Below are 15,208 nucleotides of genomic sequence, written 5' to 3'. Positions count from 1 at the left end.
AGGTGCTAGATTCGCACCTTTCATTGTTATTTAACTCGTAACACTTTGTATTGAATCCAAGCGCCATATAACGCGATTCCCATCAATAGGATACCAGTTCCGATATTGAGAAGATCTTTGTCGATTGCTGCAACATTTGATAATACCATCTGCAAGATGTAGACAAAGAAATATCCATATAACAAATAGCGTATTGTTTTAACTTCTTGTTCGGTAATAATTGATATTCTTGGATCTTCTTTTCGATAAAGGATAAACCCTACCACACCAAAGAATACTAAGATACCTAGTAAAACATACGGTAACCAAGGTAAAGATTCTCTAAAGTAATGGGTAAGAATAACATTACCTCCCATTAAGAAAAACACGATAAACAATAAAAACTGAATAAACAAACTTTTGCGATAAACTTTCATTTTGTATCTCCTTATATTATTTTTTATTTTTTAATGATATACTAAAAAGTGAAATGAGGTAATATTATGAAAAAAGCTGTATATCCCGGTACATTTGACCCTCTAACGATTGGACATCTAGATATTATTAAACGTGCATCAAGGTTAGTCGAAGAGCTTCATGTGGTTGTTGCTGATAACTATAAGAAGTTACCTACCTTTACGACCGAAGAGCGTATTGATATGATTAAGCGTGTCATTAGTGAGATACCTAATGTCGTCATTACATCAACGACTGACTTAATTGTTCGTTATGCTGCGCAACATGATATTGATATTATGATTAGGGGTCTTAGAAACATTCCTGATTATGAGAATGAATATGCATTATATCAATTCAATAGAAACTTAAATCGCAACATTGAAACGATTATTTTATTTCCATCATCAAGAAACCACTTTGTATCATCTTCTGCGATTAAGGAATTAGTTGTTCATCACGCAGATATATCACCTTATGTCCCAAAAGAAATTATTAAAGATATCCAAGATAAAATTAGAACTAAATTAGATTAATTGATTTGAAAAATGCGTAAAGCTGATCTTCCTTAATATGAGGAGCTATATGATCGGCTTTTTCTTTTAATTCATCAAATCTTGTATTATCCATAGCAATACCAATATCAGCCATTTCAATCATTTGAATATCGTTTGCACCATCACCAACACAAATCAATTTTGATTCGCCTTCGTGTTCGAGTGCTTTTTTTATTCCAAATGATTTGTTCATCATTGGATAAACAAAGTCTGCACCACCTTTATGCCACGGGTATAATCTGAACTTAGGCATTTTTTTAGCGATTTCAACAATGGCATCTTCATGATCTGCAAATAACCATAATTGATAGACTTGATTGTTTTTGTAGAAGTCAGGATCAACTTTAGGAAATATCCCTCTAAGAGCTTTCATGCCATAACTAACACGTTCATCCCAGTAATTAACTGCCTCATCATAGATACCTACCATACCAACATTTAAATCATTACCTTTTGTGATATCGAACACTTCTAAGATGTCTTCAGTCTTAATTGGATGATCAAAAATCTTTTCATCATCCTTAAAAACGACAGATCCATTAATTAAGACTTTGTATGTAAATAGATGTAAAATATCTTGTATAATTTCTAGTTTTCTAAGTCCTCTACCTGTTGCTAAACCTAAGATTATATTATCTTTTTCATGGAGTTCTTGTAGAAGTTTCAAGGTTTGTTCAGGTATTTTTCCCAATTGGTTATTATACAGTGTATTATCGACATCAAAAAAGATAATAGTTTTCATCATCCACCTCAAAGATAATTATAACATAATAAGTATTCTACTATCATTTTTCACGTTTTTATTATACAATAGTAATGAAATAATCGTTGCTGGAGGATGAATTTATGAAAAATCCACTACTTAAAACCGGTGAACTCGGCATTTTTGCACTAGGGGGACTCGGTGAAGTTGGAAAAAATATGTACATATTTGAAATTGAAGATCAGATATTTATTGTCGACTCAGGCATTCTTTTTCCTGATGAACACTTATTAGGAATCGACTATGTCATACCTGACTATACATACTTAGTTGAAAATCAAGAAAGAATTGCTGGTTTATTTATAACACATGCTCATGAAGACCATATCGGTGGAATACCCTATTTACTTAAAAAGGTAGAAATTCCTAAAATATATGCAGCTGGTATTGCTGTTGATATGATTGAGTATAAATTAATGGAGCATAAAGATATTAAAGCTCCACAAATCGTTGAGTATAAAAGTTATTATAAATATAATTTTAAAGATGTTGAAATATCATTTATTAGATTGAATCATTCTATTCCTGATATGTTCGGTATCGTTTTTAGAACTAAACAAGGTATTATCTTCCATACAGGAGACTTCAAAGTCGATTATACACCTGTTGGACCATCTGCTGAGTATGATAAATTAGCAGCAATTGGTAGTGAAGGTGTCTTATGTTTACTATCAGATTCAACCAATGCTGAACGCGATGAACTGATTCAATCAGATAGTAAAATTGGTAAGTCAATTAACGAATTATTTTCAAGACTTCCTGGCCGTGTTTTAATCGCGACATTCGCATCCAATATGTATCGTATCCAACAAATCATTGAAGCATCTGTTTTAAATAATAGAAAAGTTGCTGTTTTTGGGAGAAGTATGGAAAGAGCTATTGAGATTGGTATGCAAACTGGTTATATAAAGGCTCCTAAAGATACGATCATTACAGGTGAACAATTCAATCGAATGAAACCAAATGAACTGACGATTTTAGTAACCGGTTCTCAAGGTGAGCCTTTAGCTGCATTAAGTAGAATCGCAAATGGTTCGCATAGACAAGTTAAAGCACTCCCTGGTGATACTGTCATCTTCTCTTCATCACCGATTCCTGGCAATCAAGAAGGTGTCAATAGAACCATTAATAAACTATTTAGATTAGATATTGATGTGATTACACATGGACCATTGGCAGATACGCATACGTCAGGACATGGCGCACAGCAAGACCTTAAATTGATTTTAAGCTTAACAAAACCAAAACTCTTTATACCCATCCATGGAGAACACCGTATGTTAAAACATCATAAAGCATTAGCGATTGAATGTGGTGTAGATCCTAAAAATATTTTAGTCATGGATAATGGAGATGTTGCTGCTGTATCTGATTCATCGATTCGTCTTGCTGGACAAGTGACCCATGGTGAAGTTTATATCGATGGTACAGGTATTGGGGATATTGGTAGTCAAGTCATTAAAGAACGTAAATTGCTAAGTGAAGAAGGATTATTCTCTGTTATTTTATCCATTAATTCAGAAACCAAGAAACTTGTTAATGATCCAACGATTATATCTAGAGGTTTTATTTATATGAAGGGCAATGAAGAGATTACCGCATCATTAGCTAATGAAGCGAAAAAGATTGCAGTTGCGGAATTAGGTAAAAAACTTTATAATGAGTTGAACTTAAAACAAGCCATTATCGATCATTTAAATCATCAGATTTTTGAATTAACACAAAGAAGACCTTTGGTCATACCAGTTGTTGTTGATTTAAAATAAAACAAGCAAACAAATAAAAGGACTGTTAAGCCCATAAAGATATAACATCTCTATGTCTTCAGTCCTTTTTTATATTTATTAGCTTTTTTGACTTATTCACGGTAATCATTCTCTTGATTCGCTTTTAATGCTTTCTGTAATTGATTTAAAAAAAGCGCTACTCCATAACTCTAACGAGCTTACATCTTTAATAAAAGGTTTAACATCTAATTTTGCTTTCCCATAATCGATAATGTCAAATTTATCATTTAATATTTTAATCAAAAGCTTATGAGTCAAAACTTTGTTATGATCAAGCGTATCTGTTTGTTTAAGTCTTGCTTCTAAGTGTTTTAAATTAACTTTTGTATTTAGACTTATATAAAAAAGATAGTCGTATAGATCTCTTCCTTTAACTCTGTTTTTCCAACTTCTAGCTATTATAGCGTGAATCTTACCAGCAAATAAGGATTCCTTATCATAAACTCTTATCTGGTAAGGAAATGGCAACAAACGATATTTCAACTCTGTATTAGCATAAAGTGGAGGATTAAGATCAACTTCAAACTTAATGATTATTTTTTCATTGTGAATGATTTGCTTATAATCTTCTGTATTTGGATATATAGTTAGAAAAGTTTCTTTAGTATTACCCTTAATAAATGCTGATTCAATGCTTGTCCTATTTGTTTTTTCTTTTTTTTCAATATCAAAATCTAAACCGATTGAATTAATAATATCACCAATTGAATTGAAATACTTATCTAGATTAAAACTTGCATCGCTCGTTACTAAGGAAAAATCTAAATCTTCACTAAATCTATCAATTCCATAAAATATCCTTAATGCAGTTCCACCATAAAATGCAGCATGATTAAAAAAATCTGTTTTTGATAAGGCAGCCAAAACAACTTCTTGCAATACTTCTTTGATTGCGTTCTTCTTATCTTCTAAAGTACTTATGTCATATTTACTTATCATTTGATGAATAATTGTCATTGTCTATACTCACTTTCTATTACTTTAACTAATATATTTATATTGTTAGAAATATACTTCTTCGATAAAAATAAAATGTTTTTAAAATTTAGTTCGTTAAATGCATTTATATCTATTCTTAGATCTTCAAATAGTAATGTTTTAAAATCTTTAACACTTCTAACAGGAGGAAGTATATAGAGCATATCACATAAAGCTTTCTCTGGGCTCGCTATAAAGTATGCATATGTATCATACTCATATGCTTTAACAAAGTAAGGAAAAGCATCTTTAGGTACATCTCTATAGGTAAAAAAACCAAAACGGTTTTTATATTGTTTACTTTTTCTTTTATTAAAAGTCGCGTTCGTATATGTTACAACTCTTTCTGGTATTAAACTATGAAATGACAAAGCATACTCAAAAGATAAATATGAAGGACCATAAATATAAGATGCAAGTAAATATCCACTTGTATGTTTGTTTGTTTCATATATACCTCTAACAACAGGAAATAAGGTGTTCTCATCTATATCTCTTTTAATCTTTCCATTGATATCTGAGTAATTTTTATATTTTTCTTTCAGATCCATTATTGTAACAATCATATGTTTTCCTCCACTTAATTGTATTATACACGTTTTTAAGGAGCAAATCAACATTTTTTGATGAATTATACTATTTTCTTGTACTGATTGTCGTTATGTTTACTATTCTACAGTTGAACCACACACTATATTGAAATAAAGAAAGATGCTTCATACCTATTGATCGGTTGAATCATCTCATAGTTCTTTCTTATTTTGTTTAGCAATTCTAGGTTTTAATTAACTCGATTTGCACTTTTTTTTATCCATTTCTACCTCTAGAATTTTCTATCACTTCATTGCTTTTGCTAATGTATCAAAGACATCTTGTATATTATTTAGAAAGCATCTTATCCAGCATGACGTTTATTATTCGATTAAGATTACTTTGTTACATATAATCTAGAAATGCATCAAATACATATTTCGTTACTAGAGCATCATCAGCCGCATTATGCGTTTGTTCATAATCAACTTGATAATACGTTTTATAAGCTTTAAATAGTCCTAAATCATCTTTTAAATTATAATAATCTTTATGAAGTTTCAATAAATCAATAAAGTCTTGATCATTCGTTAACTTCTTTTTATTGTGAAACTGATAGGAGTCATTTAATGCAGTAACATCATTTTTCCCCCAACAAACTAATTTGGGGTGATACTCACTGATAATCTTTTGTAGCTTATCATAAAAGGTTTGATATTCAGTAGCTTCATTAAAAAATGTTTCTTCCTCAAGCTTTAAAAAACGTTTTGTTCTTCTGCTTAATGTTTTTCGTTCTTTTGGCAAAATATAATAACCATCTTGTAATAAAATATCGCCTTTTGCTTGTGCGAGAACGTATCCAACTTGAATAATTTCTGAATGAAAACTATCTCTATCTCTATATCCAGGCATTGTCATTTCAAAATCGATGAATAAATAATATTTGTTCGAAGAAAGAACAGTTCTCATATCTTCCCTAAGTTTATATAAGTCGTAATGAACAATATAAGGTCTTAACGAGATGATTTGATTAAAATGAGCAACTTGATAATATTTCATATTGCCTATTTTTTTGACTCTTTCGGTTATTTCAAAATCAACTAGAACACCTTGTCCTAAAAATGGATAAAATGTTTTAGATAACCGGTTGGTCATGTAAAACCCAAGTTTGCGACCATTAAAAATCATATAAAATACTTTAAGTTTTGGATCAATACTATGTATTATTTTTCTCATGCTAAATCCTCTTTAATTTTTTTGGCAACCTTTAGTGGTATCCCTAATGATACAAGTTCTTCATCGGCCGCATTTTTAATGGCATCAATACTTGTGAAATGGCTAAGTAATGCCTTTTTTCTTTTATCTCCAATACCTTCTATTTGATCAAGTGGAGATGATATGGATTTCTTGTCTCTCGTTGAGCGGTGGAAATCGATAGCGAATCTGTGTACCTCTTCAGATATCTTTAATAATAACTTATAAAGCTCACTTTGTTTTAATAATGGAATGACTTCGTTTTCATAAACGATTGCTTCGAGTGTGTGTTTATTATTTTTCTTTAAGCCTGCAATTTTAATATCAAGCCCTAAGTTATCTAAAACCTCTTTGACTGCGTTTAGTTGGCCCTTACCACCATCAACTAAAATTAAATCAGGAAAGGTTCCTTGCTCTAATAAAAGCTTTTGATATCTACGATATGTGACTTCCTTCATTGCTTGATAATCATCATTGGTTGTTGTTTTTAAATGATACTTCCTGTAACTTTTTCTTTCAAAATTTCCATCTTTATAGACAACTAATGCAGAAATAGGTGCTGTACCAAAGAGTTGTGCATTATCAAAGACTTCAATATGATTGATATTATAATTCACAAGTTCGCTTAGGTCATCCAATGCTTTTTGTTTTTGTTCGTCTTTATGTCGATATAACATAAAGTGATGTTCTAAATCATAATCAGCATTTTTAGATGCTAAATCTGTTAACTTCTTTTTATCTCCTTTTTGAGGTATAGATACTTTTTTACCAAAATAAGGTTCAATATCTTCTAGCTTAAATCGATTGCTAAATAACAATTCATCTGGTGAGATTAACTCATAAAATTGTTGAAGGTAACTCACAACTGAATCTATTACATCACCAACATATGCAAAAACAATTTGATGTTGATCAATCATCTTCCCTTGACGCATCATTAAGATTTGTAATGCAATGTCATCTTTATTATAGGCAAAACTAATCGCATCCCTATCTTTAAAGTCATTTAGGTTAATAATTTGCTTTTCAGTAGTTGCTTGAATATGATTAATCATATCTCTAAATTCTGCAGCTTTTTCATAAGCCATTTCTTGACTTGCTGTAGTCATTTCGATTTCTAATTTAGATAAAACTTCTTTTGTATCACCTTTTAAAAACTTTGTAATTTCAGGTATGATATCACCATAAGTAACATCAGGATTGATGCATGGTGCAAGACACTGACCAATATGATAATACAAACAAGCCTTTTTAGGCATCGTATCACATTTTCTTAAAGGGTATAAACGGTTTAACAATCTAACCGTTTCTCTAGCGCTATAGACATTGGGATAAGGACCAAATACTCTACCCTTAACATCTTTTTGTCTAACGACTTGGAGTTTTGGATGTGTTTCTTCTGTAATTTCAATATAAGGATAAGTCTTATCATCGATAAGTCTAATATTATATTTAGGTAAATATTGCTTAATTAAATTGATTTCTAGAATTAATGATTCATGTTCACTGTTGGTCAGCACATAAGAAAAATCACGAATCTCGGAGACGAGACGTGTGGTTTTTTCGTTGTGCGCACCAGTAAAATAGGTTTTCACACGATTTTTAAGGTTTTTTGCTTTACCTACATAGATGACTTCATCTTTATGGTCTTTCATTAAATAACAACCAGGTTCAGTAGGGATAAGCGCGATTTTGTCTTTTAAATTCAATCAAATCACCATTTATATTGTATCACAATTTATGATATCAAAAAAATCTATCCTTTTTGCAAAAAAAATAAAGCAATTTCGCTTTATCTTTATGATTCAAAGTCTATTTTAACTTTACCATCTAATATTTCTTCTAATGCTACGCCAATACTTTTAACACATTGTGCGTCTTCTACTTGTAGTTTTTCAGCTTCAAGTATTTGTGCAACTTTACTAGCTGCATAAACTAATTTATATTTGGAATCAATCTTTGACAACAATTTGTCAATCGATGGGTAACGCATACCGTCTTTGTTCTTTACCATTTTTATTTCTCTCCGATCATCTTAATATAGTTATGAATTGTTCTTTCTGTTTTCGCATGTTCAGCACGAATAATTGCCATAATTCGATCTGCAGCATTATTAACATCGTCGTTAACAACGATATAGTCATACTTATGAGCAAGTAAAAATTCTGACTCTGCTTTCTTCATGCGTCTATTAATTAAGTCTATAGATTCTGTACCTCTACTGACCAATCTTTCATATAATGCTTTTTTCCCTGGCGGAACTAAGAAAATGAAAACTGCTTCTTTCATCTGTTTTCTAACTTGAAGTGCACCTTCAACTTCAATTTCTAAAACAACTTCTTTTCCTTTGTCAAGTTGTTCATCAACTTTATCACGTGGTGTTCCATAGTAATTACCAACAAATTCTGCCCATTCAAGAAATTTATTTTCCTTAATTCGCTGTAGGAAAGTTTCTTTGTCTACAAAGTAATAATCAACACCTTCAACTTCACCAGGTCTTGGTGGTCTTGTTGTCATAGAGACTGAATAAACAAGATCATGATGCGGCATTTGGAATAAAGCACGTCTTACCGTTCCTTTTCCAACACCTGAAGGTCCAGAAATTACGACTAACAATCCACGCTCATTTAATTTCATGGGCTCCTCCTTTGGGTTTGATATTACATTCTATTATATATGATAATAGGTGTGGTGTAAATAGTTTTAGTTATATTTACTTTATTATTGTGATAAATGGCTAAATAATGAGATAAAAATGTGATAAAATGAATAAAGAGGTGGATTATGGTTTTCGATGGTTTTTTCATTTTTCATTTAATTAAAGAATTGAATCAAGAGCTTGAGAAAGCAAGACTGGAAAAGATCTATCAAAACGATGAGACGTCTTTTGTTTTTGCGTTTTATGCGAAGGGATCTAGGAAATATGTATCCTTAAATTTATCACCTCATCGATTCGGAATTAACATTACAGAAAATAAACAACATGGAGCTTTAACTTCTCAATTTTTGGTCACGATGAAAAAACATCTAGAAGGTGCTATTTTAGAGTCTATAACTCAATATGAAACCGATCGAGTTATGATATTGAATTTTACTTCTTATGACTTTATTGATGGTCCTGTATCTAAAAAACTAGTTTTTGAAGCGATGGGAAGGCATTCTAATTTATTGTTGATTAAAGATGATGTCATTATTGATACATATAAAAAGATGTTTTTTGATGAGGGAAGACAGTTATTGCCACAAGCTAAGTTTGAATTTTTTCCATCAGATAAAAAATCTTTTGAGTCACTTGATTATGATGATGCTGAATCACCAAAAGATTTGGTTGATCAGTACTTAGGTGTTTCACCATTTTTGGCAAAATATCTTTTTGAAACGAAAGCTGATATACGTTTAGTTAAAGTAAAACCCACTAGAAACTTAAAAACAAGAAAAGATTATGTGTTTGATATTTTTAAAGAAACGGATGAAAAAGTGTATTTTGATACTATATCTGAGATGATGGATCATGAAAAAGAAGAAAAAAGAGATCGTTTTTTATCTCATCGATTGTTTATCGATAAGCAAGTAGCCAAATATGATAAAAGATTAGCCCAACAAGAGATGTCACTAGATGAAGCAAAAGAAAAATTAGAAAACAAAAATTTTGGTGACCAAATCTATCAATCAGGCCATCCTTTAGATGAAAAGAGATCATCAATTGATATAGGTGATCTTCATATTGTATTAGATCCAACCAAAACACTCAATGAAAACGCTCAAGCATACTATAAAGCATATGCAAAAGCTAAACGTAGTTTAAATCATATCGTTAAGCAAATGGAACAAACCAAAGAAATGATTGATTTGTTTCATGAGTTTAAAACATATCTAGATTTCGCAAATCATGACAATATCAAAGATTTAGAAACCGAACTCATTGAATATGGGTATAAAGGTTCCAAAACAAAGAAAGTCAATAAGAAACAAGAAAAGAAACCTAACATTATTAAACTTCTAGAAGGAGATGTTACTTACTACATCGGTAAGAACAGTCTACAAAATGAATATGTAACCCATACTTTAGGAAAAAAAGATGATTATTGGTTTCATGTCAAAGATGCTCCAGGTGCTCATGTTGTTGTCACGACAAATGAGTTGGATGAACATATTTTAAGAAAGTCAGCAATGTTAGCTGCATTTTTCTCTGGTATGCGTCAATCCTCGTCGATTCCTGTTGATTACACCTTAATCAAAAATATTAAGAAAATTCCTGGTGTCCCAGGTTATCGTGTTACCTACCGCAACCATCAGACCATTTATATCGATATAGATGAAGAGAAAATTGATCATTATTTAAAAAATGTCTAAGTTAACATAATTTAGACTTTTTTTAATCAAGAGTGCGAATGAGTTGAAAAATAGTGTTTTAAGTAGTAAGATAAGGGTATAAATCTTAGGAGGTATTAATATGAAATTCGAATTACCAAAACTAAACTATGCATATGATGCATTAGAACCGTTTATTGATGCAAGAACTATGGAAATTCATTACACTAAACACCATAATGCTTATGTTACTAACTTAAATGCAGCACTAGAAAAACATCCTGAACTAGATACACCGCTAGAAACACTTTTAGCTGATCTATCTTTAGTTCCTGCTGACATTCGTACAGCAGTACAAAACAATGGTGGTGGACACTTTAACCACGCATTATTCTGGACTTTGCTTAAAGTCAATAATGGTGCTACACCAAAAGGTGCTTTAGCAAAAGCAATTGAAAAAGATTTCAAATCTTTTGATGAATTCAAAGAAGCATTTGGGACAGCAGCAAAAACAAGATTCGGTAGTGGTTGGGCTTGGTTAATCGTAACACCAGATAAGAACTTAAAAGTTTCATCTACAGCAAACCAAGATACTCCGCTTGCTGAAGGTACTCCAATCTTAGGCTTAGATGTTTGGGAACATGCTTATTACCTAAACTATCAAAACCGTCGTCCTGATTATGTTTCAGCATTCTTTAGTGTTGTAAACTGGGACAAAGTAGCTGAATTATATGAGGCTACAGTATAAAAAAGAAAGCATAAAAAACAGGTTCTTTTGAGCCTGTTTTTTTTCACCTTTAATTTTAAGGAGGATATGAGATGAGTGTATTTAAAAATATTGGTATCGTGATTGTGTTATTAATCGTCATTGTTATATCAGCTATGAATAGTATTCTCTTTATTACACATCCTGAATTGTCTTATGGTACACCAGGTATGTATCATATCTCAATTATTTTTATGCTTCTAGCTTTAGGTTTATTATATTTGCTTTCAAGATTTGAATTAAACTATATAAAAGCAAGTGTTGAGAAAAAACATTTATGGAAGTCTGTTGCGAGTCATCAAACAATTTTAGTCAATATTACCGCACAAGCTGTCTTGTATCTAATCTTAGAAATATCTCAATATTTGAGTAATTCTCTTGAGGTGATTGTTCCTTTAATTATTTTGTTTGTTTCAGTGATTTGGTTAAGGACAATCAAAGTCTTGTTTTTAAAGTCAGAAAAGCATCTTGCTGATATTAAGATACTTTTTGGAGCAAATATTATTTTTACTGCATTTACTGTTTACCTGACAATTCATTTGTTTTTAATGATTAACGCATACTAAACTGCTTAGGCAGTTTTTTTAATACACTGAGTTATCATACTATAAGATGTCCTTCATCATTTCGATAGGTTGTTTTGATCTAAAATACAATAACATAGATAATATCCCAATGGACACCACAACGATTGAAATCCCATAAATAACTAAAAAGTCAATATAACTCATGGAAAAGAAAAATATATCATATGGGAGATTTTTCGCTAAATCTCGATTGAGAAATTCTATTCTTCTCAATACGGGGAATATAGAAATGAAAAAAGCAATTGTTGTCAATAAGATGAGTTGAGCAGCAATCATAAATGTGATATGCCTATAATTACCACCTTGCATCGATATAACTGCTATTTTATAAGCATGTTTTTTGTGATAACTAAACACGTATGTAAATAGCGATATAACCAATAAACCTAAGGATATATATGCGTAGTTAAGCCCATAATTTCGTATAGAATTAATATATCCACTTGCCTCATTAATAAGCATGGTGTATGGTGTATATTCAGCAAACCCATGTGCTTTATATTCTGGGTTTTCCATGAAAAATGATCCAGGTAAGTATGGCCATTCTAATTCTTTTAACAACTTAGAGTTTTCATACCAGTTTGAACCTAACATTATGTAATGCATTCGAGTTGGTCCATTTAGCTTAACATGATTCATGGACTCACCATATAAACAATGAATTATATGAGTATCTAACTCATCACTTTCATAAACACCAACAACAGGAATAGTAAATGAAGTTGCTAAAGGTTTATCGATTGTTTCGTCAACCCACAAATACCGAAACTGTCCATCCATAATGTTTGCTGCCACCATATCTTCATCAACTTCAATTGGATCAACACCTATGATTAATGCAAACTGATGTTTTGATAGTAACATTCCACTATCATAGTCTAATGTGTTCCCTATGAATGTATATGAGTTTATGGCATTAACCATCTTGAACTTACGAAAATGATTAACCTCATCTATATTTTCTGAGTTAGATGTTCTAAAAATAATTTCATTAAAAGAAAAATATTCGGTCTCAGTTTCTAACTGATCTAAAAATTCAGGAAATGCAAAAATCGATTGAAATCTAGCTAAATACAAAGTCTCAAAAGGATATGTACTATGATATCCAGTTTTTGTGTATTCATATTTTTCATAATCCGTTTGAATAATACCTGAAATTTTCATTTCTATTTGAGTATCCTTATCAATCAGTGTATAATCGAGCAAGTTTTCCATTTCACTAAAACCCAAGATTTCTGTTTTTAAAATATTAAATGCCATATAATCATAAATCAGAACTTCGTTAATTTCAACAGGCATTGTTCCATGCAATAACTTAAGATTCAGCTTACTGAAGTCCTCAACGAGGATAACATCAGAAAAGCTAGTTGAGTGGTAAGGTGTAAACTTATATGGATAAGTCAGGCTAACACGATAATCAATAAAATCTTGTATGTTCTTTTGAAAGTAATAAGATTCTAAGATAGTTGCTCTATCGTTAATGACCAGAGATAGTCGACTTCGAATTTCAGAAACAGGTTCTCCTTGTGTAGGGAAAGCCCCATACCATAGCATTTGATCCCCAAGAAACATTGCTGTATGAACATACTCAGTAACAGGAATGACGTAATCATCATTCATTTGTAACGTTGATGCAAAAGCATCAGATGAACTATATTTTGACAGTGCATAAAAATTTCCAAACAAAGTCAAGACTAGAGAAAATAACCCTAATATAACTAACATCATAACAAATTGTTTTTTCATAAAAAGCTTGAAGTATTTTAAAATTGAAAAAATAGAAAATCTTGTTTTTATTTCTTCATTTTTCTTCAAGAATTGAGGTGTTTCAATATCTCCATGAACAATATCGTTAACAATTGCTCCTCCATTAAGTTCTATAATGCGATTACCATATTTGTAAGCGTACTTTTTTTCATGTGTTGCTATGATGATGAGTTTGTCTTTTGAAAGTTCTTTTAAAGTTTTCAAAATCTGAGTTGTAGATTCTTCATCTAAATTCTCAGTTGGTTCATCACATAAAAGAATTGATGAGTCTCTTACTAAAGCTCTAGCTAAGGCAACACGTTGAAGTTGACCACTACTTAATTCATTGATATTTCTATCATTAAATTCAGCTAAATCAACTTGCACGATTATCTCTTTTACTTTCTCCTGACGACTATATTTATTTAATGTTCCATCAATTACTAATGGTAATTCCAGATTCTCTTTAACTGTAAGTTCATGTAGTAAAGCATGATTGCTTAATACATAAGCAACTTCATCTCTTCTAAACTTCTCTCTATTTCGGTGATTTTGTCTAGTAATATCAATACCATTAATCAGAATACTACCTGATGTTGGTTTATCTAGAGCACCTAACAGATTAAGAAATGTCGTCTTCCCACTTCCATTTTTACCAATTAAAAAAATCATCCCGGTTGAGTTAAAATCAATAGACACTTCATTTAACGCTAATTTAACATCACCAAAATGAGTTTTATAAGATTTGCTTAACCTATTAATCTTAACCAATATATCCATATTTATAATGCCACAGTATATTTGCTATATCAAATTTATACAACACATTGATACTGTACTCTCCTTTTCCATACATCACAGACTTGTTTTGATAACTCACATCATCATCATCAAAAAGGTCTTTTAATCCTAATGTATGTCCTAATTCGTGTATTGCAATGTAATTTTTCTGTACTTGAAAAAAATCAATCATTATCATATCGTCAAAATAAACAGTAGATCCAACAATTTTAGAATTATCATTCAAATCATACTTTAAATGATTTATTGCAATTGCTTCTGTTCCATCACCTGTCATAATATTAATCACTACGGTATCACAACCAAGTGGATTATCACAAGAACCTGGTGGAGCTGGTGGCGGTGGTACGAACAATTCAGCTTTATATGTTGAGTTCGAATTGGTCATACTGGTTGTTATGGTAATATAAGACTCCAACTCATTAGAGCTATAAACTGTTGCTGCTTTTTGCATAGCTGTTCTGTACTTATATGGCAAATTTGCTATATAGTATTGTATGGCATTTGGATTAGCATTAGTTTTCATTTGTCCTTGTTGAGTAAGCAAATATGCATTTCCTTTACCGTACTCATTAAAAAATTCAGCCTCATCATCTGTGGTTCCTTCGGGATAACTTTCACATCCACTTAACAAAAGTAAAAGTAAAAATAGTAAAATAATATTTTTCTTTTAATCCCCCCCTATATCGTTT

The 15,208-nt window shown here is 31.1% G+C and carries 15 protein-coding genes; 5 read left to right on the top strand and 10 right to left on the bottom strand.

The genetic code is table 11. The features are described from left to right. Nucleotides 1-26: 26 nt before the first annotated feature. Entirely contained in the window at nucleotides 27-416 is a 390-nt protein-coding gene (locus QJ521_RS08380; protein ID WP_282840016.1) for a hypothetical protein, read from the bottom strand. 66 nt (nucleotides 417-482) lie between these two features. On the opposite strand from QJ521_RS08380, the gene coaD reads away from it, so the two are divergent. Then, nucleotides 483-971 (top strand): pantetheine-phosphate adenylyltransferase, encoded by a 489-nt coding sequence (coaD, locus tag QJ521_RS08375; protein ID WP_282840015.1) that lies wholly within the window; start codon nucleotides 483-485, stop codon nucleotides 969-971. Here the strand turns inward: coaD and QJ521_RS08370 are convergent. Next, nucleotides 958-1,734, bottom strand: a complete 777-nt coding sequence (locus tag QJ521_RS08370) for an HAD-IIB family hydrolase (protein WP_282840014.1) — start codon at nucleotides 1,732-1,734, stop codon at nucleotides 958-960. The two genes, coaD and QJ521_RS08370, sit on opposite strands and share 14 nt — an antisense overlap. 104 nt (nucleotides 1,735-1,838) lie before the next feature. Between QJ521_RS08370 and QJ521_RS08365 the strand changes: the two genes are divergently transcribed. Further along, nucleotides 1,839-3,521: a ribonuclease J gene (locus QJ521_RS08365; protein ID WP_282840013.1), complete on the top strand. Its 1,683-nt coding sequence runs from the start codon at nucleotides 1,839-1,841 to the stop codon at nucleotides 3,519-3,521. Between the two features lie 105 nt (nucleotides 3,522-3,626). On the opposite strand, the gene QJ521_RS08360 is transcribed toward QJ521_RS08365, so the two are convergent. The 6 genes from QJ521_RS08360 to gmk all read right to left on the bottom strand — a co-directional run bounded on the left by QJ521_RS08360 (nucleotide 3,627) and on the right by gmk (nucleotide 8,942). After that, on the bottom strand, nucleotides 3,627-4,499 hold the full coding sequence (locus QJ521_RS08360) for a nucleotidyl transferase AbiEii/AbiGii toxin family protein (RefSeq protein ID WP_282840012.1): 873 nt from the start codon (nucleotides 4,497-4,499) through the stop codon (nucleotides 3,627-3,629). Then, entirely contained in the window at nucleotides 4,496-5,086 is a 591-nt protein-coding gene (locus QJ521_RS08355; protein WP_282840011.1) for a type IV toxin-antitoxin system AbiEi family antitoxin domain-containing protein, read from the bottom strand. Before QJ521_RS08355 ends, QJ521_RS08360 begins: the two co-directional genes overlap by 4 nt. 370 nt (nucleotides 5,087-5,456) lie before the next feature. Further along, nucleotides 5,457-6,287 carry a 3'-5' exonuclease gene (locus tag QJ521_RS08350; RefSeq protein WP_282840010.1) on the bottom strand — a complete coding sequence of 277 codons (831 nt, stop codon included), beginning with the start codon at nucleotides 6,285-6,287 and terminating at the stop codon, nucleotides 5,457-5,459. Further along, a complete protein-coding gene (uvrC, locus tag QJ521_RS08345) occupies nucleotides 6,284-8,014 on the bottom strand; it encodes an excinuclease ABC subunit UvrC (protein ID WP_282840009.1) in 1,731 nt (576 codons plus the stop codon). Before uvrC ends, QJ521_RS08350 begins: the two co-directional genes overlap by 4 nt. Nucleotides 8,015-8,103: 89 nt before the next feature. Further along, nucleotides 8,104-8,319 carry a DNA-directed RNA polymerase subunit omega gene (rpoZ, locus tag QJ521_RS08340; RefSeq protein ID WP_282840008.1) on the bottom strand — a complete coding sequence of 72 codons (216 nt, stop codon included), beginning with the start codon at nucleotides 8,317-8,319 and terminating at the stop codon, nucleotides 8,104-8,106. Nucleotides 8,320-8,321: 2 nt separating this feature from the next. Further along, complete coding sequence (gene gmk / locus QJ521_RS08335) at nucleotides 8,322-8,942, bottom strand: guanylate kinase (protein WP_282840007.1); 621 nt, start codon at nucleotides 8,940-8,942, stop codon at nucleotides 8,322-8,324. Nucleotides 8,943-9,089: 147 nt separating this feature from the next. Here gmk and QJ521_RS08330 point away from each other — a divergent pair, with 147 nt between their 5' ends. The 3 genes from QJ521_RS08330 to QJ521_RS08320 all read left to right on the top strand — a co-directional run bounded on the left by QJ521_RS08330 (nucleotide 9,090) and on the right by QJ521_RS08320 (nucleotide 11,948). Then, on the top strand, nucleotides 9,090-10,658 hold the full coding sequence (locus QJ521_RS08330) for an Rqc2 family fibronectin-binding protein (RefSeq protein ID WP_282840006.1): 1,569 nt from the start codon (nucleotides 9,090-9,092) through the stop codon (nucleotides 10,656-10,658). 100 nt (nucleotides 10,659-10,758) lie between these two features. Continuing rightward, nucleotides 10,759-11,364, top strand: coding sequence for a superoxide dismutase (locus QJ521_RS08325; RefSeq protein ID WP_282840005.1), 606 nt, complete (start codon nucleotides 10,759-10,761; stop codon nucleotides 11,362-11,364). Between the two features lie 71 nt (nucleotides 11,365-11,435). Continuing rightward, nucleotides 11,436-11,948 (top strand): hypothetical protein, encoded by a 513-nt coding sequence (locus tag QJ521_RS08320; protein WP_282840004.1) that lies wholly within the window; start codon nucleotides 11,436-11,438, stop codon nucleotides 11,946-11,948. Between the two features lie 39 nt (nucleotides 11,949-11,987). On the opposite strand, the gene QJ521_RS08315 is transcribed toward QJ521_RS08320, so the two are convergent. Together QJ521_RS08315 and QJ521_RS08310 are read right to left on the bottom strand one after the other, a co-directional pair. Beyond that, nucleotides 11,988-14,495 (bottom strand): ABC transporter ATP-binding protein, encoded by a 2,508-nt coding sequence (locus tag QJ521_RS08315; RefSeq protein ID WP_282840003.1) that lies wholly within the window; start codon nucleotides 14,493-14,495, stop codon nucleotides 11,988-11,990. Then, nucleotides 14,479-15,063, bottom strand: coding sequence for a zinc metalloprotease (locus QJ521_RS08310; RefSeq protein ID WP_282840002.1), 585 nt, complete (start codon nucleotides 15,061-15,063; stop codon nucleotides 14,479-14,481). The genes QJ521_RS08315 and QJ521_RS08310 overlap by 17 nt, the downstream gene beginning before the upstream one ends. Nucleotides 15,064-15,208: the final 145 nt, after the last annotated feature.

The organism is Peloplasma aerotolerans (assembly GCF_030012175.1).
Taxonomy (GTDB): Bacteria; Bacillota_I; Bacilli_A; order Acholeplasmatales; family Acholeplasmataceae; genus Peloplasma; species Peloplasma aerotolerans.
Note: the sequence above shows the minus strand (reverse complement) of the source record. Positions and strands in the feature narration are given on the sequence as shown.